This window comes from Paenibacillus sp. Y412MC10 (genome assembly GCF_000024685.1).
GTDB lineage: Bacteria > Bacillota > Bacilli > Paenibacillales > Paenibacillaceae > Paenibacillus_AQ > Paenibacillus_AQ lautus_A.
Window position 1 is genome coordinate 5,871,870 of record NC_013406.1, and the last position, 19,837, is coordinate 5,891,706.

Genomic DNA, 19,837 nt, shown 5'->3' on the forward strand with positions numbered 1-19,837 from the left:
TGTTATACATTTTAGTCTTATTCGACCATTATAACAAAGTTGCCTATTTTTGGGTGAAAATTATGGCAGGCGCATGTTGGTATAGTATATGCTACGGTTTCAAAACAGACCCCATAAATAACCATGCACCCGTGTCCCGATCTTCAATGGCAAAGAAAAAAGGGCGGTTGATATTCATGGCGATCGGCTCTGTAGGCTCGGCGCTTTCCGTTATTCCCACCGCTGTCACAGCTGCGGCCTTTGTCCCTTTTTCGCTGACATCGACAATCGTCTGGTGTGTGACATGATCGATCCAAAATCCATCTCCTTGTTCGGCCATTTTGCTAAAATCAGCCTCGGCGGCGTCGAATGCCTTGACCATGCCAAGGCTCTTAAGGGCATCCGGAAGCTCGAAGCTCTGCTCCGCCTTAAACTTGGGCAGACTGAGCTGAACCGTTTCGAACGAGTAATCGCCTTTCCAGACGGACGCATCCTTCCACAGCTGCCGATGCAGCTTATCGATCGTGGAGGATTCCTTCGGCAGGATGACCAGCATGTGCATGCGGCCATCTCCATATGGAATGCGGATGGCCTGCCAGGACTCTCCTTCTTTATAGCTGTATCTATCTTCCCTCTTCATCATCGGGACTTGTTGAGTGGTGCCGTCAGTTAGCGTAAATTCTTCATCCACGGTATTTGCCGGATCAAATTCATCCGTCCACCCGCCGTTGAAATATATGGCATTGATCAGGACCGCAACGCCCCCTGGCGGCTCATGATATATCTTAGGGATCATGCCGCTGGTTTTGTCTTTCACCCATTGGTTAATTTCATGCATCGCGTCCTCCTGCTGAAGGTCCGTCTCCCTGACCTCCGCGCCGTAACTGTCCTTTACGGCCTCCGCATAAGCCTCCTTTAGCTTAAGACCTGGCCGGTGCCAAACGGAATTGGCCACGTTCAGCACAACGCCGCCTCCGTTCTCCAGCAAGGAGCGCAGTTGGCGGTTGCCTTCATTGATGCCTGCATCATTCATGCCCCTCCAGCCCAGCATATCGGCCATCTCGGCAGCCGTATCGCCCGCGGTCCCGTTATAAGCCAGTGCCAAGGCCTGCGTGATGCTGTATGGAGAAATTATCAGGTTATCGCTCGTGTACTCAGGGTTATCCGATAACGCCTGGTGTAACCGTAAACCAAAATCATTCTGCGCTTTCACCATGCCGGCATTCACCTTGCCTAATACCTCTTTGCGTTCCTGCGCCGACAATTCCTTCACTTTGGTCTGCTTATGCATAATGCCCTGCGATTCCCCTGGCTGGATCCCGCTGTCCTGAGCGCAGGCGGTAAGCCCAACAAGCAAACATAGGCCTGTGAGTATCTTTTTTTTCCGCATCACCTTGTCCCCCTTCAATGCCAGATTTTTGATCTATCTGCTATTGACGGAATCGACACTCCTAATGTTTCATATAAAGGATCATTTATCCAAATTCAGTTGGCAATCCACTTCATCACCGCTACAATGAATAGATGAGTTCCAGCAACATACCTAAAAAGACATGCAGAGCGAAAGGAATTTCTACATATGCAAAAAATCCGTCTTGAAGGCAGCAGAGTGACGCTGCGATCCAGGAAACCCGAGGATACCCCTGTTCTATATAATCTGATCTATGGCACGAAGAACCCGGAATGGAAAAAATACGACGCCCCTTATTTCCCGCTCAAGCAGATTTCCTACGAAATTTTTGAAACGCAGTGGAATGCCGACTTCGAAACGGATCAATTTCCGAGCGATCTGCTCATCGAAGTCGAGGGCACAACGATTGGCATCGTCACGTTCTATTGGGAGCATGAGGCCTCGCGCTGGCTGGAAGCCGGCATCCTGATTTATGACCCGGGCCGTTGGAGCGGCGGGTACGGTACGGAAGCACTGTCGTTGTGGGTGGATTGCCTGTTCCAAAATCTCACCATCGCCCGTGTCGGCATTACGACCTGGTCCGGCAACCCGCGAATGATGCGCTGCGCGGAGAAGGTGGGCATGCAGCTCGAAGGCCGTATGCGAAAGTGCCGGTATTACGATGGCGTCTATTACGACTCCATTCGCATGGGCATTCTGCGAGAAGAATGGGAAGCGCGCAAAACAACCGTATAGAGCAAGATGGTACGGAATAATCTGTATGTGTGGCATATTTGCAAAATAGGAGGCGTCATTCAGACGAATGCTAATGTTCTGTACGTACAAATAAGCAAGCCGTTCAGGATATCCTGAACGGCTCGCTTTATCTCTTTTTTGTCGCCGACGGGCCATGGATGATACGCAACTCAGCACGCGACGATCCCTCATGAACCTATCAATCGCTCCATATACCACCGAGCATCACAGCCCTGCCAGCACCTGATACCAAACCCCTCGCTTCGAATACAGCGTCTCGCGCACCTGGTCCCATCCGCCCAGATACTCGATGTCGAACAGCCCCGGCGGGTTGGCAAACCGCTCCTTCGTCTGTTCAAACACCGATTCCTCGACGGGACGGAAGCCATGCTTCACGAAGATGTTCTGCGCCTCCGGCGTACGCAAGTACTCCACAAAAGCCGCCGATACATCCTCAGTGCCGTGCTTCTTCGCAAACCGCTCCACGACTGCGGCCGGATTCTCGATCAGCATGGTATGCTGCGGTACAACAATGTCATACTGGACGCCTTGGGCAATCCGGGCAAGCAGCTCGTTCTCATACGTAACGATCACATCCCCGACCCCATATTCAAAAGCCGCCATCGAAGCCCGCCCGCTTTTATCGAGCGACTCCACATTGCGGTGAACCGCTTCAAGGAATGCTTTCGCTTCGGCAGGATCACGCTTTCCATTCTCTTCCGATTGTTTCAGGCCGGCGCCGTAAATCGCGTTGATGTCCCACTGCGCCCCGCCCGAGGTCTTCGGATTCGGATACAGCACCTTGACGTCCGATCGGGTCAGATCGTCGAAATCCCGTATCCCTTTCGGATTACCGGCGCGGGTACCGAGAACGACAATCGAGCGTGTCACCATGCCGTTATACGGCTGGGATTTCCACTCCTTGTCGACGAGCCCTGCCCTGACGAGTTTATCGACATCCCCTTCCATGGCAAGCAGCGTGACGTCAGCCTCAAACCCGCCCGTAATGGCGCGCGCCTGTGTTCCGGAGGCCTCGTAGGATTCCTGAAAACGAATGATTTCTCCCGTCTGTGCCTTCCACTCGGCTTGAAAAGCGGGGATAATCTCGGACAAGGCATCCCTGGCTACGCTGTACGCGCCCAGCACGATCGTTCGCTCGCCCGGCTGCGATATCGCATCTTCATTGACGGGCTGATCATCGGCACATCCTGCGATAAGCAAACTGAAGAGAAGCGCCATGCCCACTTGCAGGAATGAGGTTCGTTTCATATTCAAGATCCGCATGAATCCACTTCCCTTCGTTATTTAGAATCATCAGATCATAATCGGCATCGGATCGACCTTCAGGCGATTTTCCTCGATCCAGCTGTGCTCGTCGTTAAAGAGGTATGCCCGGTGAACGAGGACGCGGACCTCTTGGCCCGGCTGCAGCGTTTCCTTCTCCAGCGACCGGTAGGTGATCAGTTTATGTCCCTTGACCTCCACCTCCACGAGCCACTCGCTGCCGCGGAAATGCAGATGGCGGACGATCCCCGTCTCCGTGGCGGACAGCACGCTGAAATCATGCTCGCTTCCAATCTCGATATATTCCGGGCGAATTAATGCGCGCGTCGCATTCTTGTTAGCGGCTGCCTCAAATCCCTTCAGCTCGGCAGCGCTTGAAATGACGGTGGACTCGCCTATGAAGGAAGCGACAAACGGCGTCTTCGGCTCCTTGTAAATATCCCACGGCGTTCCCTTCTGCTCGACGCGCCCCTGATTAATGATCATGATTTCGTCCGCGACTTCAATCGCCTCATCCTGGTCATGCGTAACAAAAATCGACGTGATGCCGACCCGCTCGATCAGCTCGCGAAGCCAGGAGCGCAGCTCTTGGCGGATCTTCGCATCGATGGCGGCGAACGGTTCATCCAATAAGAGCAGCTGCGGCTCGGGCGCAAGCGCTCTGGCAAAGGCTACGCGCTGGCGCTGTCCACCCGATAACTGGTGCGGATAACGGCTCTCGAAGCCTTTCAAGCCCGTCAGTTCCACCAGCTCCATCACCCGGTCTTTGATTTTGGCCTTGGCGGCCTTCTTCACCTTCAAGCCGAAAGCGATGTTGTCAAACACGGTCATATGCTTAAACAAGGCATAGTTCTGGAACACAAAGCCGATGCCGCGCTCCTGCGGCGGCAGGTCATTGACCACTTGGCCATGAAAGGAGATTTGTCCGGAATCCGGATTCTCAAGCCCGGCCAGCATGCGCAGGATGGAGGTTTTACCGCCTCCGCTGGGCCCCAGAAGCCCGATCAGATGTCCCTTTTCAATCTCGAAGCTGACATTCTTGACGGCGTGAAACGTACCGAAATGCTTGTTCAGATCGCGAACTTCCACATGCATATCAATGCACATCCTTTCTTTTTTTGGCCCATTCCATCAGCAGCAAGAGACCTACGGAGAAGGCGGCCAGTACCAGCGCCACTCCATTCGCCGCAGCCACGTTGAAATTCTCCACGTCCTGATACACAAGCGTCGTCGCCGTCTGGGTTTTGTTCATGATATTGCCGGAGACCACCAGTACGGCGCCGAACTCGCCCAATGAACGGGCAACCGTGAGCACCAGGCCGTATACGACGGCCCACCGGATGGAAGGCCACGTTACTTTCACGAACGTGGTCCACCCGTAAGCCCCAAGCGTCGCGGCCGCCTGCTCCTGATCGTTTCCGATCTCCTGCAGGACGGGCATGACCTCGCGAACCATCAGCGGGAACGTGACGAAGAGCGTCGCAATCACCATGCCGGGGAACGCATACACCACCTTAAACCCGATCCCTTCAAAAAAACCGCCGATGATGCTGTCGGGTCCCAGCAGCAGCACAATCATCAAACCGCCGATGACCGGCGAAACAGCGTATGGCAGGTCGACAATGCTGTTCAGAATGCCCTTGATCTTTCGGCTGAGCCAATTTGCCCGCACCAGATACAGCGCCATCATGATGCCAAACAACGCATTCAAAAAAGTAACGAATATCACAATCAGACCCGTCATCATCAGGGCATGCAGGGCTTCCGGCCTGAGCAGCCCCTCCGCAAACCCGTCCAGCCCCTTATCGAACGCACCGATCGCAATTCGGGACAGCGGAATGATCAGCAGGATGATAAATACGGCATACGTAAGTCCGATCCATAATCGTTTCAAGCTCGTCTCCCCCTCTGCTGCACGGCATTGATCACCCAGAGGATGATGAAGGAGAGCGTAAGAAGCAGAATCGATACGGCAGCCGCTCCGGCCGGATTATCGCTCTCCACCTCGCCAAAAATAAATACCGAAGCGATCAGCGTCCTGCCTGGAATGTTGCCGGCAACCAGGACGACGGCACCGAATTCAGCCAATGCCCTCGAGAAGGCCAGCATTCCTCCGCTGATAATTCCCGGCAGCATCGAGGGCAGGATAACTTTAAAAAAGGTTCTCGTTCTGGAAGCGCCCATCGTATATGCGGCCTCTTCCTCCAGCGGATCCAGCTCTTCCAGCAGCGGCTGAACCGCCCGGATTACAAACGGGAACGTGACAAACAGCATGGCGACCACGATCGCGGGCTGATGGAACACGATTTCAAAGCCGAGCTTCTCCGCCAGGCCTCCAAGCAAGCTCCCCGGCCCAAGCAGCAGCAAAATCATCAAGCCGCCAACGGCCGTCGGCAGCGCAAAAGGCAGATCCACCAGACTGTTCAGCAGCGTCCTTCCCGGAAATCGATACCGTATGAGCACCCAAGCAATCATCGTTCCGATAAGCACGTTGATGAAAGTAGAGATTAGGCCCAGTTTAATGGTAAGCAGCACGGCCTTCCAGGCGATCGGATCCATTACGCTTTCCGCAAAATGGCCCCATCCCGCAGAGAATGATTGCACGTACACCCCAAAGATCGGCAGTACGATCAAGGCAAGAAAATAAAGCAGTACGGTGCTTCGAAAACCCCAAGTCCAACCTTTATGACGAATCCATGTTGTCATCTCGTATCCCTCCCGCCTCCGGATGGCATTCCGGTCGACTCCTCCACAAACCATCTTTATATTTCCTATTTGTATACTTGGTTTTACTTTACACATACTTTACCAAAAGCTGAATCCGATCGTCAATCCATCTTTTGCACTTTATCGGGTAAAATAAAAGAAATGGAAAAAGTTGAGGAGGTTATTGAGATGCTGTATACCGGTGAATTGGCTACGCAAGGACGCGATGAGATGAGGGATATTACAAGGGAGATCCACTCTTTCGTGAAACAAAGCGGAGTCCAGCAAGGAACGGTCCTGATTTATTGTCCGCATACGACGGCGGGAATCGCCATCAACGAAAACGCCGATCCCGATGTGAAACGGGACGTGCTGATGTCTTTGGATGAGGTCTATCCATGGAATCATCCCAAGTATCGCCATGCGGAGGGCAACACGGCCTCCCACCTTAAATCGATCACCTGCGGCCCTTCGCAGACCGTGATCATTCAGAACGGGCACCTGCTTCTTGGACGCTGGCAGGGGATTTACTTCTGCGAATTCGACGGACCGAGGCAGCGCCAATATCATGTGAAGATCATGGAAGGATAAAACCGGCAACGGTTGCCGACAGTCAAGCGAATGAAATGAAAGCACAAAAAGCAGACAGGTGCATGCAAGGGAGCGCGGACCTGTCTGTTTTATGGTTCATTAGGTGATTGACGTTTCAACGCTAGGCCGTTGTAACGGATTGAAGTGCCAAGCTGCACGTCTTGGCAGCATGTAAACATCAGACCCTGCTGTACAGACTCCGGCATAACACTTTGATATGGGTAAGAGCGGCTGGTTTAATCTCATCAAAACCGATTCTGTCCTGAATATAATACGATATAAATCCATGCAGCGACAAAAACAAAGTCAGCGGAACGGTTCGCCGTTCTTCCTCGCTGTAATTCTCCTCCAGCAAATACTGACGGACCAGCATAGCAAACATTTCAAAACAGCGTCCCTGCTCAGAGCGACAGTAGGACAGCAGCTCTTCGTCCCGAATCATGAACATGATTTCGTACTGGTAAGGATTATCCAGACCGAAACGAACGAATTCCAGCATCAGCTGCTCCAGCTTCGATACCCCGTCACAGGGAGGCTTTACCGAGACCTCCAACAGCAAATCATTTAGATCATTAAAGTCCTTCATGACAATGGCGTAGAATAGCTCCGCCTTTTCCTTAAAGTGATAATACAAGGAGCCGTGGCTATAACCCAAATGCTGCCCGATGCTTCGCATCGAAATGGCCCTGTATCCTTTGGTTATGAACAAATGCCTGGCTGCTTCCAGTATCCGCTCTCTCGACAACTCGCGTTCGACTGCTCTTCTTGCCATATTATTTTATTCCCCTTCAATAAAATAAAGCCGCTCTCCCTCCGTGATCAAGGACTGCCCCTGTGTCAAATCCACCATCCAAGTCATAAAGCTCTCCGCATCACCATCGAGCGGCAAGCAGGTCAAAGTCACCGTGTCGGCAAAGTTTGTCTCTCCCATGCGTACGTTCCGGTTACGAAGCTCGTTCTCCACCTTACCCAGCCAGGTATAATCCAGCTCCACGAAAATCTCCCGGTGAAGAACCCTTGTAATCGGTTCGCCTGACTCGATCGCAGCCACGGCTCCGTCGGTGTACGCCCGGATTAATCCGCCCGCACCCAGCATAATGCCGCCAAAATAACGCGTGACCACGATAGCTACATTCTTCCGCCCCTGATTGCGGATCACCTCGAGAATCGGCTTGCCGGCCGTTCCGCTCGGTTCCCCGTCATCCGATTGCTTCTGAATCTCATCCCGCTCGCCAATCATGTAAGCGGAACAATTATGCGTAGCATTCCAATGTTTTTTCTTGATCTCTTCAATAAAAGCGACGGCTTCCTCTTCGGTCTCTACCGGCATCACATGCCCGATGAAACGCGATTTCTTGATGACGATCTCCTTGGAGCCCGCCTGACGCACCGTTTTGTAACGATCCAGCATGAAACAACAACCACCTCTATATTGCCAAGAAAGCAGTCCACGGCAATGATATGCCAGCGGACTGCTTCCTTCAGCGTCTTACGTCTAATCCAATGAAAGTGTCGGGTTATTCGGAAAGTCTAGCTTCCAATTCGGCCTTCTCTTTCTCGTACCCAGGTTTGCCGAGCAGAGCGAACATATTTTTCTTGTACGCCTCTACGCCCGGTTGGTCAAACGGGTTGACACCCAACAGATAGCCGCTGATACCGCAGGCCTTTTCGAAAAAGTATACCAGATATCCGAACGAATAGGGAGTGAAATCTGGAATTGTCACAATCAAATTCGGAACTTGTCCGTCTGTATGGGCCAGCATCGTGCCTTGGAACGCCTTTTTGTTGACAAAATCCAATGTTTTCCCGGTCAGGAAGTTCAATCCGTCCAGATCGTCCGGATCCGATTCGATCGTAATATGCTCGGATACGTTCTCCACCTGAATGACCGTTTCGAAGATGTTGCGGCTGCCTTCCTGGATAAATTGACCCATGGAGTGCAGATCGGTAGAGAAATCGACGGAAGCCGGGTAGATCCCCTTGTAATCCTTCCCTTCGCTCTCGCCGTACAGCTGCTTCCACCATTCCGATACAAAATGCAGGGAAGGCTCGTAGTTCACCAGGATCTCGATGCCTTTGCCTTTACGGTAAAGCGCGTTACGAACCGCTGCGTATTGGTAAGCTTCGTTCTCGGCAACGTTCGGGCTGCTGTACTCCTTGGAGGCGTCAGCCGCGCCCTGCATCATCTCTTCGATGTTGATGCCTGCCGTCGCGATCGGAAGCAGACCTACTGCGGTCAGCACGGAATAACGTCCGCCCACGTCGTCAGGAATGATAAAGGACTCGTAGCCTTCCTCGGTTGCCAGCTTCTTGAGGGCGCCCTTCGCTTGATCCGTCGTCGCGTAAATGCGTTTGCGCGCTTCTTCCTTGCCGTATTTCTTCTCCAGCTCCGCACGGAAAATACGGAAAGCGATAGCCGGCTCCGTCGTTGTGCCCGATTTGGAGATGACGTTGACGGAGAAGTCTTTGCCTTCGATCAATTGAAGCAGATGCGAGACATACGTGGAGCTGATGTTGTTGCCCGCAAAGTAGATTTCCGGCGTCTTGCGCTGGTCCTTCGACAGCTCGTTATAGAACGAATGCGACAGCATTTCGATGGCCGCGCGCGCTCCCAGGTAGGAACCTCCGATTCCGATTACGATCAGAACGTCCGAGTCGCTTTGGATTTTGGCAGCCGCTTTCTGGATGCGGGAGAATTCCTCTTTATCGTACTGAGTCGGCAGGTCGATCCAGCCCAAATAATCGGAGCCGGCTCCCGTACCGTTATGTAACTGTTCATGAGCTGTGCGGATCGGCTCAGCGAAATAATCAACTTCGTGCTGATTGACAAAGGTCAGTGCTTTACTGTAATCAAACTTGATTTTTTTAGACATGCCTTAAACCTCCTGTGAATTTAGAAATAGGATACTTTAATTTAATAAAGACCGCAAGTTTCACGGGCCAACTGTCATCTATTCTTCATGCGCGGGACTCCTTCCCGCTTCCATTCCCTGCAAAGACTGGCTTCGTTTCGGGAACCCGTGCTAAGATAGAGTGGATCAGGAATCCATAATCGAAGGTGATATAGACTATGAAAAAAATCGGGTTTATCGGACTGGGCACCATGGGCGCTCCCATGGCCTCCAATCTGCTGAAGCAGGATTACGATGTGACGGTATATAACCGCACCCACGAGAAATGCCGTCCGCTCGCCGAACAGGGAGCCTCCATCGCGGAGACGCCTCGGGAAGCGGCCGAAGGGCAAGATCTTGTCATTACGATGGTAAGCAACGACCAATCCATCCGGGATGTATTCTACGGAGAGAACGGCCTGCTTGGCTCCCTGACGAGCGGGATGACCGTCATTGACTGCAGCACGATCTCCGAAAGCCTGGTTAAGGAAATTGCCTCCGCCGTTTCCGGCCTCGGCGCTTCCTTCCTGGATGCCCCGGTAACCGGCAGCAAGCCTGCAGCGATTGATGGCACCTTGGTCTTCATGGTTGGCGGTGATGCCGCCGTCATCGAAGCGCAAGCCGACGTTTTTGACACCTTGGGCAAAAAGGTCATTCACATGGGGCCTAACGGAAGCGGCGCCGTGGCCAAGCTCGCGCACAATACGATTGTGGGCATTAACAACCTGGCACTGGCCGAAGGCTTCGCCATCGCCGCGAAATCAGGCATACCGGCAGACAACTTCCTGGAGCTCGTGCAGCTGGGATCGGCCGGCAGCAAAGCGGCGGAGCTGAAGGGACGCAAAATCATCGAAGGCGATTTCAGCAACCAGTTCTCGCTGGCGCTCATGCTCAAAGACCTGAAGCTGGCCTCTTCGCTCACCGATGGCATCGGGATGCCGTCGCCCATGCTGAACCTGGCCAAGAGCCTGTTTCAAGCCGGTGCCAGCGAAGGCTATGGCGACGAGGATCTCTCCGCCGTCGTGAAGTGCTATGAGGCTTGGATCGGTCAGAAGATCGGCGGCCAGCAGCCATAATACCAGACAAGCCATGCATCTATAACGGCTCCTTCTTTTTAGTTTTCGGTTCATCCGGACTAGGAGGAAGGAGCTATTTTTTCGGCCATTCCATCATTTCCCTCTCGGCAAGAAACTTTTTGCGTTTCACTTCCGTCTACTATGCAAAGGGAGGAATTACAACATGAAATGGACCAAACGATTAAGAGCAATGGCAGCCGCTGTCGTACTAACCGCTGTTCTGGCCCCTGCAATAGCCGTTTCGCCAGCCTCTGCAGCAGTTAAACCATCCGCTACCATTAACAACGTAACCGCAAGCGGCGACGTGCTGATCAGGCAGGGCACCACCTTTGTTACCCTTACCGATCTCAAGCCTCTGGGGAACTACGTCATGAAGTACGACAACCAGAAGAAACAGGTGACCATTCAAGGCGATAACCGAACGGTGATTCTCGCGGCCGGAAGCACCAGCATGGAAGTGAACGGTGTTAAGAAGGCGCTCCCTGCAGCCCCGCTGCTGCATAACGGCAAGACCTTGATTCCCCTAAGGGCCGTTGCCCAAGCCTTCGATGCCAGCGTCTATTGGAACGGCTCTTAAAAACAGCTTTTATCAATAAGGCAGATCCCGATATCATCGCAGACTTAAAGAGCTCCGATCTGGCCACCGCCAGGAACGCTGCAGCCAAGCTTCCTTATTCATCCGAATTGAAGAAACCTGAGCTGGACATGCTGCCCGTGGAAATGCAGGGCGTGGACTATTATTTTCCCAAAGGCCAATCCCAACGCTTTTTCCTGGTAGATAACGATATCGCCAGCTATTACGAAATCCGAGGCGGCGTCAAATATTTGAAATGGCAGGGCAAGCTGGATTATTCCGCCAAGGCACCGGCAAACCAAAAGCTGTTCTTCCTGCCTGCGTTGAAAGCGGAGATCGGCAAACAGCCGGATACCGGCAATTGGACCCTTGCCAAATTCGTATTCCGCTACCCTTCCGGCGTCACCAGCTACCGCCTGCTCGATCGCGGCCAAGAATGGGGCGAAGGATACGTAGAGCTTGACAACCGGGCTCCCGGATATAAAGGCGAGATCGTGACGATCCCCGAGGAATAAGTCCATTATATCAACCGCCGTTTACGGCCTGCGTTGACATCCGGCATTGACAGTAAAGGCTCAGAGCCATCGGCTTTGAGCCTTTTTGGCATATTCACGGATATGAATGCTTTAGGCGCCGCTTGTCCTGCTACATCGTCGGATAAGAGCAGCAATAATCCGTCACGGTGCGGATTTCCAGCTTGAAGCTTGAATTGCCCGGCACGTTAAAGGTCGCGGGCTCTTGAATCTCCAACCACTCTTGCTCCCCGGGCAGCAGAACACGCAAATCGCCGGACAGGATTTCCATAATTTCAGGGCCGTCCGTGCCGAATTCATAGCTTCCCGGCAGCATGATGCCGAGCGTGACCTTCTCCCCATTCTCCAGCAGCACCGTGCGGCTGGTTACCTTCCCCTCATAGTACACATTGGCAGCTTTCGTGACGGTCGCATTCTTGAATTGAGACATCGACAACTCTCCTCCTCCAAAATATGTATGGCTTGATATATGGACGGCACCCGCATGATGCGGGTGCCGGAAAATCAATATGGAGTTAAATCAGGGTGTTGTTACAGCAAGCCTTTTACGCGGCTAACCACGTTCTCAACGGTAAATCCGTACTCGGCAATGACGCGGTCGCCAGGAGCGGAAGCGCCAAACGTGTTGATGCCGAGAATGTCGCCTTTGTCGCCCACGTAACGCTCCCATCCGAACGGATGAGCCATTTCAATGGCAAGACGGGCTTTAACGTCAGGAAGCAGCACGGAATCTTTGTAAGCCTGATCCTGGCTGTCGAACAGATCCCAGCTTGGCATGCTGATGACGCGTACGGCAATGCCTTCTTCAGCCAATGCCGCTTGTGCTTTAACGGCAAGCTGAACCTCGGAACCCGTTGCAATGATTTGAGCCTGCACGTTTCCATCTTTTGCGTCGGAAACAACATAAGCTCCGCGTTTGATGCCTTCACGCGCATGGTCCGCCGTGCCTGCGAGGATCGGCAGATTTTGACGAGTCAGCACCAAGGCTACCGGACGATCCGTGTTCTCAACCGCATAAGCCCATGCAGCGGAAGTCTCATTGGCATCTGCCGGACGGATAACGGTCACGCCTGGAATGATGCGCAGGGAAGCCAATTGCTCGATCGGCTCATGCGTAGGGCCGTCTTCGCCGACAGCGATGCTGTCATGTGTAAGCACATACGTAACCGGCAGCTTCATGATCGCAGCCAGACGAATGGCTGGACGCAGATAATCGGTAAATACGAAGAACGTACCGCCGAAAATTTTCAATCCGCCATGGAGAGCGATACCGTTCATCGCGCCAGCCATCGCAAATTCGCGAACGCCATAATACACGTTGCGGCCTTCATAGCTCTCCGCCGTGAAAGATGCCAGGTCGTTCAAGTGAGTCATGGTGGAGCTTTCCAGGTCAGCCGATCCGCCAAGCAGCTGCGGTACGCCTGCCGTCAAACCGTTCAGCGCTTTACCGGAAGCCACGCGAGTGGAAACCGCTTTGTCGTCCGTGCTGTATTTCGGAAGGTCTTTGTCCCATCCTTCAGCCAATTCGCCGGATTCACCGCGCTCGAATTGCGCAGCCAGCTCTGGGTAAGCCTCTTTGTATTTCGCGAACTGATCCACCCACGCTTGATATGCAGCAATGCCGCGTTCTTTCACTTTGCCGAAATGCTCGCGCACTTCCTCCGGCACGTAGAAGTCCTCTTCATATACCCATTTATAGAATTCCTTGGTCAGCTTCGCTTCGTCGGCTCCGAGCGGAGAACCGTGCGTACCGCCATGGCCGCCTTTACCTTGTTTGTTCGGGCTGCCGTAACCGATGACCGTCTTCACTTCGATCAGCGTCGGGCGGTTCGAATCGCCTTTCGCTTCCTCGATCGCTTTCTCGATCGCAGGCAGATCGTTGCCGTCTTCTACGCGCAGCACTTGCCAGCCATATGCTTCAAAACGCTTCGCCACGTTCTCGGAGAAGGCCAGGTTCAGCTCGCCGTCAAGGGAGATATCGTTGGAATCGTACAACATGATCAATTTGCCAAGCTTCAGGTGACCTGCCAGGGAAGCTGCCTCGGAAGCCACGCCCTCCATCATGTCGCCGTCGCCGCAAATCGCGTACGTATAGTGATCCACCACGTTGAAGCCGTCTTTATTGTAAGTCGCGCCCAAGTGAGCCTCGGCCATTGCCATACCTACAGCCATGGCCACGCCTTGTCCGAGCGGACCTGTCGTTGCATCAACGCCGGCCGTATGGCCGAATTCCGGGTGCCCCGGCGTTTTGCTTCCCCATTGACGGAACTGTTTCAGGTCCTCAATGGACAAGTCATAGCCGCTCAGGTGGAGCAGACTGTAGAGCAGCATGGAGCCATGCCCTGCAGACAAGACGAAACGGTCGCGGTTAATCCACGCCGGCTGGTCCGGGTTATGATTCATCGTCTTCGCGAACAGCTGGTAGCCCATAGGCGCGGATCCCATCGGCATGCCCGGATGACCGGAGTTGGCTTTTTCGATCGCGTCGATCGCCAATGTCCGGATCGTTGCGATGGACAGGTTGTCGATCGTTTGGTTATGTTCAGTTGTCATGATTCGTCCTCCTCAAATCTTTTCCATAGTAAGCTTCGAAAATGAAGGCTTCTTACGTCCCTCCAGCCCCGATTCGCTTGGTATCAGAGCAGTTAGGAATGTTGAGAATATCATTTTGACTCTTATTGTATCACCACACGTCTTTCATTTCCATAACGTAATTGTCAATGTTGTGTAAAAGTCGTCAGGGCTGCCGACATCCCTCTTGCATTATTTCCCTTATTAGTCCGGTTATAACCGGATTCGACATCCGTTAAACGATTTTGAGGACATCGGCCGCATGGAAAAAGTTACTGCATTTGGGCAAAGAAAAAGCTTCGGCCTAAGCTGCACATCGACAGCCGGACCGAAGCTTGAGGGGCACATCAACGCGTGCCGCGTTTTTTGGCTTTGAGGAGGCGATCCATGGAGGAGCCTCCTTCCGGAGCCGGCCCGGTCTCCCCGGGCAGGCCGCTGCCGTCCCCCTGCGCCTTCGGCGGCGGGGGTGGCGGCGTGGGCGCGCTTCCCTTGCGCGCGCCCTGGCTTGCGGCCGGCTTCGCCTGCGCCGGCCGCTCCTCCCGCAGCGGGGCATTCGCCCGCTGCGACTCGCGCGCCTCCGGCGGGGCCTTGCGGCCCCCTGCCGGAGCTGCGCCGGGTGCCGGGGCAGGGCTTCCGCCCCCGGCACCGTGGCCCGCGCCGCTGCGCTCGCGCGCGGGCGGGGCCTTCGGCGGCGGCTTCGCGGAGCTGCCGCCGTAGAACTGGGCGGCGCGGGCTTTGCGCGCCGCCAGCCGCTCGAGGCCGGCGTCAGGCGCGGCCTCGCCGGCAGGGGCCGGCCGCCTGCGGAGCAGGGCGGCCATCCGTGCGCCGATAGCGCCCCATGGCAGAGCCAGGCGCCGCACGGCGATGTCGGCGACCCACAGCAGCAGGGCCGCCGCCAGCAGCGGGTAGCTCCAATCATGGAGCTGCATCCGCGAGGTCGCCTCCCGGTCGAACACTTCGGCCGGGTCATCCCAGGATAACACGCGGCCCCCGGTCGCTTCGGCCAGCCGTTTCATCGCTTCCTCGCCGCTGCCGGAAGATAGCCGGTATTCCGGCGAATACGGCACCACGAAGCCGGTGCCCGGCGCAGCTTGCAGCGGCTCTTCCCCGCTCGCGTCCTCAAGGGACATGAGGAAGGCTCCCGGCTTGGAGACGTTGACGAGTCCGGTATAACGGCCCGGCGCCTCCTGAATGAGCTCCACCGTCTGCTCGCCGGCCTCGTCATCCCCGATCACCGCATTCAGTTTTTCCGGCGGATTCTCCCCATTGGCGATGACCTGCAGCTTCACCTGGTTGCCGGCCGTCTCGGTAGTGACTTCATAGGGCGACGACGTAAACTGCGGGAACGTCCACTTCACGATTTCGGTCAACGTATCGGCGAACCCGGACCACGACACCCACTCCTTGGACCACTTTCCGCTTAAATCGCTCGTCCATGCCACCGTCCGGCCGGATCCGTACTGCCATCGCGACAGGATCGGGTCCGGCTCCGGACTGGACAGAACCGTCTGGGCGGAAGACTTCGGCGTTGCCGCGACATAACCATAGAGCCCCGGAACGCCCTGCTGGAACAAACTCGCCCAATCGCCCGGGTTCTGAACGGCCGGGACAAAGGGTTTATCCACGATATAGGATTTGGCCAGCATCACGGCCTCCCGGCTGAATACGGCCGGCAGCGTGGTTTCATCCTCAACGAAATAATAACGGCCCTTGGCCGCATCCGCCAAGGATTGAAGCAGGTTGGTGTCCGCATCCATCCCGACCGCCACGGAAGACATCGTGATTTTGTTCTCCACCATCGTATCGGTCAGATCCTGATATCCGGAATTCATCGCGGACTGACCGTCGGTCATGAGAATGATATGCCTGCGCTGGGCGTCAATCTTCAGCATTTCCTCCAGCGCCGAGGAAACGGCAGGATAGATGTTGGTCCCTCCGGCACTCGGAATCGACTGGATGCTGCTTAGCACCTCTTCCTTATCACCGAGCTTCTGCGGCGGTACGACCCACCACGGCTGATCGTCAAAGGCGACGACGCCGACCGTGTCCTTGGCTCTCATCAGCTCCACCGTGCGCATGGCCGATTCTTTGGCCAATTCGATCTTGTTGCCGTCCATGCTGCCCGAACGGTCGATGACCAGTATGAGGCCAAGCGATGGAATCTCCCGCTTGCCTTCCAGCTCCATCGAGACCGGCAGCGCCTTTTCGATCGGGGTTTTAAAATATCCTCCCATCCCGAAGCTGTCCTCGCCGCCCGCCATCATAAACCCGATGCCGAAGCTTCGGACCGCCTGCTCGATCAGCTCCATCTGCTTGCCGCCGACGTCACTGCCCGAAACGTTATTAAAGATAATGCTGTCGTACACGGCATACTTGGCCGCTTCCAGCGGGAGCAGCTCCGGCGGAATCACCTCGGTGCCGATCATGCCGGACTGAAGGGCTGCCGTGATATTCCCCGACGTTCCAGGGGTTCCTTCCACGATCAGCACGTTCGGCGGACCTTCCACCCGGGTGAAATCGAACGCTGCATTATTGGCCGAGGCTTCATCTCCGTCCATGAAGATTTCGGCACGGTAACGGTGGAGTCCCGGGTTCTTGGCCAGGCCCTTCACGGCGTACCGGTTCTCGCCTGGTGTTACATCCACGCGTTCCCGGCCGATCTCGCGGCTATCCTCGTAAATGCGCAGTTCGCCGGAGGTCTTGAACGTGCTGCGAACCATGACCTCCACATAGAACGACTCCGCCTGATACAGCTTGTCCGGAACCTTCAGCTCCTCCACGGCAGCATCCTGGACGGCCTGCTTCGGAGTCGGAAGCACGTCAACGGCTATCCCCCGATCCTTCAGCAGCCTTCCCGCCGCCGCCATGCTGCCCACATTCTCCTCCCCGTCGGAGATCAACACGATTCGGGAATCGCTCCTGCCCTCGAACAGGCTGCCGGCCAGCTGAAGACCGGATTCCAGCCCGGTAAACCGCTGCTCCAGGAGCGCGTTCAAGGAAGCGCCCGCATGCTCCGCAGGGGATAGACGCCGTTCCACGGCGCCTTCAAGACCCGTAGAAACAACGGCGGTGCCATCCTTCTCGCCTTTTGCCGCAAGGGAATCGTTGATCCAGCTCGTGATCCGGGCCGAATCCCCCATGCTGTCGGAACGGTCAGCCAGATACACGACCTGTTTATCCCTGAGAACGGTAAAGCCATGCAAACCCGAAATCATAAGGATTAATAATAGAATGACGCAGGTTCTAAAGAATAAGGCCAGTTTTTTGCGAAAACCGCTTAATCGGAAATCCGATTTGTAGGCATAGTAGAGAAATAAACCTGCCGGAATCAGCAGCAGCAACAACCATGGTTGGCTAAATTGAACGCCCACGCTGGTACACCCCCCATTCCGCTGCGATCACAGCCAGTGCCAAAGCGGCCAGCCATGGCATTAACGAGCCGGCACGGTTCGTCGTTTCGTTACTCCCGGATGTGCCGGAATCAGCTCCCGCTTCAGACTCACCCGCGTTCGTTGCCGCTTGACTTACCGCCGGGCCTTGATCGTTGCTCCAATCCGCCTCGTACGGGTCTGCAGTTACAGCAAGCCAAAACCTAAGCTTCTCACCCGCTTCATTCTGCTGTTCAAAAGCGTACAGCCCCGGATATTCCGGCACGAGCTGTACCGGCGATATCCCTTGCTCATTCCTCAGGACATCCGCAGCAGGGAGGCCGTCAGCCAGAGCAAGACCGCTCTTGGGGATCCATTTGGCCGCTACCGTATCCGCTGCAATCGGAATATCCGCTTGCGCGCCGGCCATATATCGGCCAAGCCCGCTTCCCTTGCCTGAGGTCATCCACTCCAGCGCATTGCTGACCATGACCGGAAATTCCGGCGATAACGGAAGGTCGCTATCCTGAAGCAGGAAATTGAAGGATAATCGAGGCCGCCCGTTTTCGCTTCCCGCATAGACGATCGGTTGATCCCCCAGCTTGATGACGGGTTCCCCCCAAGCAGGGGCCTGATCCACCAGCGTACCGAAATAGACCCCGGACAAGGTGACATAGGCAGTCACCGGATGCTTGGCAAGCACGGCGCGTCCTCCTTGGTTGCCGACTTTGTCACCTTCTCCGCCAATCGTCCATAACGGAGTCTTGGCCATCAGACCCGCCCACTTCCCTTGCCGGAATCCCTCCGGCAAATTCCCGTCGACGACAAACAGATCAAATTCGCCTTCGGGCACGGGCGGCACATCCGCAGCTGCCCTGCCCTTACCCGCCTCCTTATCCGCACTGCCGTTGTTCTCGGCGGTCTTAGCTTTGGATTCGTCCAAAGCTACCCGGGTGACTTCGGCACCGCTCAGCTGAAGCGCCTTCTCCAAGAACAGATTGCCTGAAGTCAGCAGCAGGACGCGCGAAGATCCGTGACCCAAACCGAACGCAAAGGAATGATTGTCTGCCGTATACCCGTCATCCTGAGATAACTCAAGTCGGTACACTTCAGCAAACGGCAGATCGGTAAAGGATTCGGTTAATCTCTTCCCCGGCTCCAATTCAAGCATCCTGCTGGTCAGCAGCTGTTCATCTCCGTAAAGATTTACTTCGGCCGATACGGATGCCTCGGCATTCGTGCTGAGGACGGCGACCGCCGCATAAGATGAATCCGCATTATCTCTAGGTGAAATGCCGAATTGATCAATGGACACGTTATGCGGGAGCTCGCCCTGCACCTTCTCAACGGAAACCGGAACCTGAAACGCTATGGGGGCCGTGTCCGGCTTCCAGTAGCTGTCCGTAAAAATAACGACCTCTGCATCATGCTCTTCCCGCGTCAGCGCCGAAGCGAGCGATAAGGTTTCCCTGTAGGACGCCTGTCCGTAATAGGGACGTAAACCATCCACGGCCTTATCGATGGCGGCACGGTCGCTTTCATGGGATACAAGCGTCATGGGACTTGCTCCTACGGACAGCAGGGTGATCTCGCTCCGTCTCCCTCGGTCCTTCACATATTCCTTAATTCGTTGCTGCATCAGCTCCAGCCTGGTTGCGGCTCCGCCTTCAGCGGACGGCTGCATCTGCGCGCTCATGCTGCCCGAGGTATCGGCAACGATGACCACATGGGCGCTGCCTCCGCCGGACACCTGCATAAAGGGCTGCATCAGTGCGAAGACCATCAATGCCGCAGCAAGCAGCTGGAGCCACAGCAGAAGCCGGTTCTGCAGCTTCTGCCACGGCCTGTTGGCCTCCAGGTTCCGGAGCACCCGCTCCCACAGCAAGTGGCTGGGAACGGTTGTATCCACATATTTCCGCTTGAACATATACATGAGCACGATGGCCGGCAGCGTTAAACCGAACCATAGACTCAGCCAAGATTGAATCCCCAACGTGTCCCCTCCTTACTCCCATGGACCCTGACTAACGAGACATGCCTGTACTTTCCCCGAGCATCGGATGAAGGCCTATCCATCTCTTCCTATTTTCCGAACCAGTTTTCAGCTTGTTCGTTTCT

General features: G+C 55.1%; 17 protein-coding genes. 5 read left to right on the top strand and 12 right to left on the bottom strand.

The window, feature by feature from the left end; all coding sequences use genetic code 11:
• Window positions 1-91: 91 nt before the first annotated feature.
• On the bottom strand, window positions 92-1,369 hold the full coding sequence (locus GYMC10_RS25685; RefSeq protein WP_015737197.1) for a serpin family protein: 1,278 nt from the start codon (window positions 1,367-1,369) through the stop codon (window positions 92-94).
• A 189-nt stretch (window positions 1,370-1,558) separates the two neighbouring features.
• On the opposite strand from GYMC10_RS25685, the gene GYMC10_RS25690 reads away from it, so the two are divergent.
• Window positions 1,559-2,125: a GNAT family N-acetyltransferase gene (locus GYMC10_RS25690; protein WP_015737198.1), complete on the top strand. Its 567-nt coding sequence runs from the start codon at window positions 1,559-1,561 to the stop codon at window positions 2,123-2,125.
• 225 nt (window positions 2,126-2,350) lie between these two features.
• On the opposite strand, the gene GYMC10_RS25695 is transcribed toward GYMC10_RS25690, so the two are convergent.
• Genes GYMC10_RS25695 through cysT form a run of 4 tightly spaced genes read right to left on the bottom strand, consistent with a single transcriptional unit; the run spans window position 2,351 to window position 6,115 of the window.
• A complete protein-coding gene (locus tag GYMC10_RS25695; protein WP_015737199.1) occupies window positions 2,351-3,409 on the bottom strand; it encodes a sulfate ABC transporter substrate-binding protein in 1,059 nt (352 codons plus the stop codon).
• Between the two features lie 30 nt (window positions 3,410-3,439).
• Entirely contained in the window at window positions 3,440-4,504 is a 1,065-nt protein-coding gene (locus GYMC10_RS25700) for a sulfate/molybdate ABC transporter ATP-binding protein (protein WP_015737200.1), read from the bottom strand.
• 1 nt (window position 4,505) lies between these two features.
• Window positions 4,506-5,303, bottom strand: a complete 798-nt coding sequence (locus GYMC10_RS25705; protein ID WP_015737201.1) for a sulfate ABC transporter permease subunit — start codon at window positions 5,301-5,303, stop codon at window positions 4,506-4,508.
• On the bottom strand, window positions 5,300-6,115 hold the full coding sequence (gene cysT, locus GYMC10_RS25710) for a sulfate ABC transporter permease subunit CysT (RefSeq protein WP_015737202.1): 816 nt from the start codon (window positions 6,113-6,115) through the stop codon (window positions 5,300-5,302). The genes GYMC10_RS25705 and cysT overlap by 4 nt, the downstream gene beginning before the upstream one ends.
• Window positions 6,116-6,304: 189 nt before the next feature.
• Here cysT and GYMC10_RS25715 point away from each other — a divergent pair, with 189 nt between their 5' ends.
• A complete protein-coding gene (locus GYMC10_RS25715) occupies window positions 6,305-6,706 on the top strand; it encodes a secondary thiamine-phosphate synthase enzyme YjbQ (protein WP_015737203.1) in 402 nt (133 codons plus the stop codon).
• 178 nt (window positions 6,707-6,884) lie between these two features.
• Here GYMC10_RS25715 and GYMC10_RS25720 read toward each other — a convergent pair whose 3' ends face one another.
• The 3 genes from GYMC10_RS25720 to GYMC10_RS25730 all read right to left on the bottom strand — a co-directional run bounded on the left by GYMC10_RS25720 (window position 6,885) and on the right by GYMC10_RS25730 (window position 9,579).
• Window positions 6,885-7,478 carry a TetR/AcrR family transcriptional regulator gene (locus tag GYMC10_RS25720; RefSeq protein WP_015737204.1) on the bottom strand — a complete coding sequence of 198 codons (594 nt, stop codon included), beginning with the start codon at window positions 7,476-7,478 and terminating at the stop codon, window positions 6,885-6,887.
• 6 nt (window positions 7,479-7,484) lie between these two features.
• Entirely contained in the window at window positions 7,485-8,117 is a 633-nt protein-coding gene (locus GYMC10_RS25725) for a YigZ family protein (protein WP_009589243.1), read from the bottom strand.
• Window positions 8,118-8,223: 106 nt separating this feature from the next.
• On the bottom strand, window positions 8,224-9,579 hold the full coding sequence (locus GYMC10_RS25730; RefSeq protein ID WP_009589268.1) for a glucose-6-phosphate isomerase: 1,356 nt from the start codon (window positions 9,577-9,579) through the stop codon (window positions 8,224-8,226).
• A gap of 197 nt (window positions 9,580-9,776) precedes the next feature.
• Between GYMC10_RS25730 and GYMC10_RS25735 the strand changes: the two genes are divergently transcribed.
• The 3 genes from GYMC10_RS25735 (at window position 9,777) to GYMC10_RS33160 (ending at window position 11,762) form a co-directional block, all read left to right on the top strand.
• On the top strand, window positions 9,777-10,673 hold the full coding sequence (locus tag GYMC10_RS25735) for an NAD(P)-dependent oxidoreductase (protein ID WP_015737205.1): 897 nt from the start codon (window positions 9,777-9,779) through the stop codon (window positions 10,671-10,673).
• Between the two features lie 163 nt (window positions 10,674-10,836).
• Window positions 10,837-11,250, top strand: coding sequence for a copper amine oxidase N-terminal domain-containing protein (locus tag GYMC10_RS33155; protein WP_015737206.1), 414 nt, complete (start codon window positions 10,837-10,839; stop codon window positions 11,248-11,250).
• Window positions 11,235-11,762: a hypothetical protein gene (locus GYMC10_RS33160; RefSeq protein ID WP_015737207.1), complete on the top strand. Its 528-nt coding sequence runs from the start codon at window positions 11,235-11,237 to the stop codon at window positions 11,760-11,762. The genes GYMC10_RS33155 and GYMC10_RS33160 overlap by 16 nt, the downstream gene beginning before the upstream one ends.
• A gap of 130 nt (window positions 11,763-11,892) precedes the next feature.
• Here the strand turns inward: GYMC10_RS33160 and GYMC10_RS25750 are convergent, their stop codons facing one another.
• The 4 genes from GYMC10_RS25750 to GYMC10_RS25765 all read right to left on the bottom strand — a co-directional run bounded on the left by GYMC10_RS25750 (window position 11,893) and on the right by GYMC10_RS25765 (window position 19,712).
• Window positions 11,893-12,210 (bottom strand): pyrimidine/purine nucleoside phosphorylase, encoded by a 318-nt coding sequence (locus GYMC10_RS25750; protein ID WP_015737208.1) that lies wholly within the window; start codon window positions 12,208-12,210, stop codon window positions 11,893-11,895.
• Between the two features lie 101 nt (window positions 12,211-12,311).
• Window positions 12,312-14,333 (bottom strand): transketolase, encoded by a 2,022-nt coding sequence (gene tkt / locus GYMC10_RS25755; protein WP_015737209.1) that lies wholly within the window; start codon window positions 14,331-14,333, stop codon window positions 12,312-12,314.
• Window positions 14,334-14,698: 365 nt separating this feature from the next.
• Window positions 14,699-17,722 carry a VWA domain-containing protein gene (locus tag GYMC10_RS25760; RefSeq protein WP_015737210.1) on the bottom strand — a complete coding sequence of 1,008 codons (3,024 nt, stop codon included), beginning with the start codon at window positions 17,720-17,722 and terminating at the stop codon, window positions 14,699-14,701.
• Window positions 17,706-19,712, bottom strand: a complete 2,007-nt coding sequence (locus GYMC10_RS25765) for a vWA domain-containing protein (RefSeq protein WP_015737211.1) — start codon at window positions 19,710-19,712, stop codon at window positions 17,706-17,708. Before GYMC10_RS25765 ends, GYMC10_RS25760 begins: the two co-directional genes overlap by 17 nt.
• Window positions 19,713-19,837 lie beyond the last annotated feature (125 nt).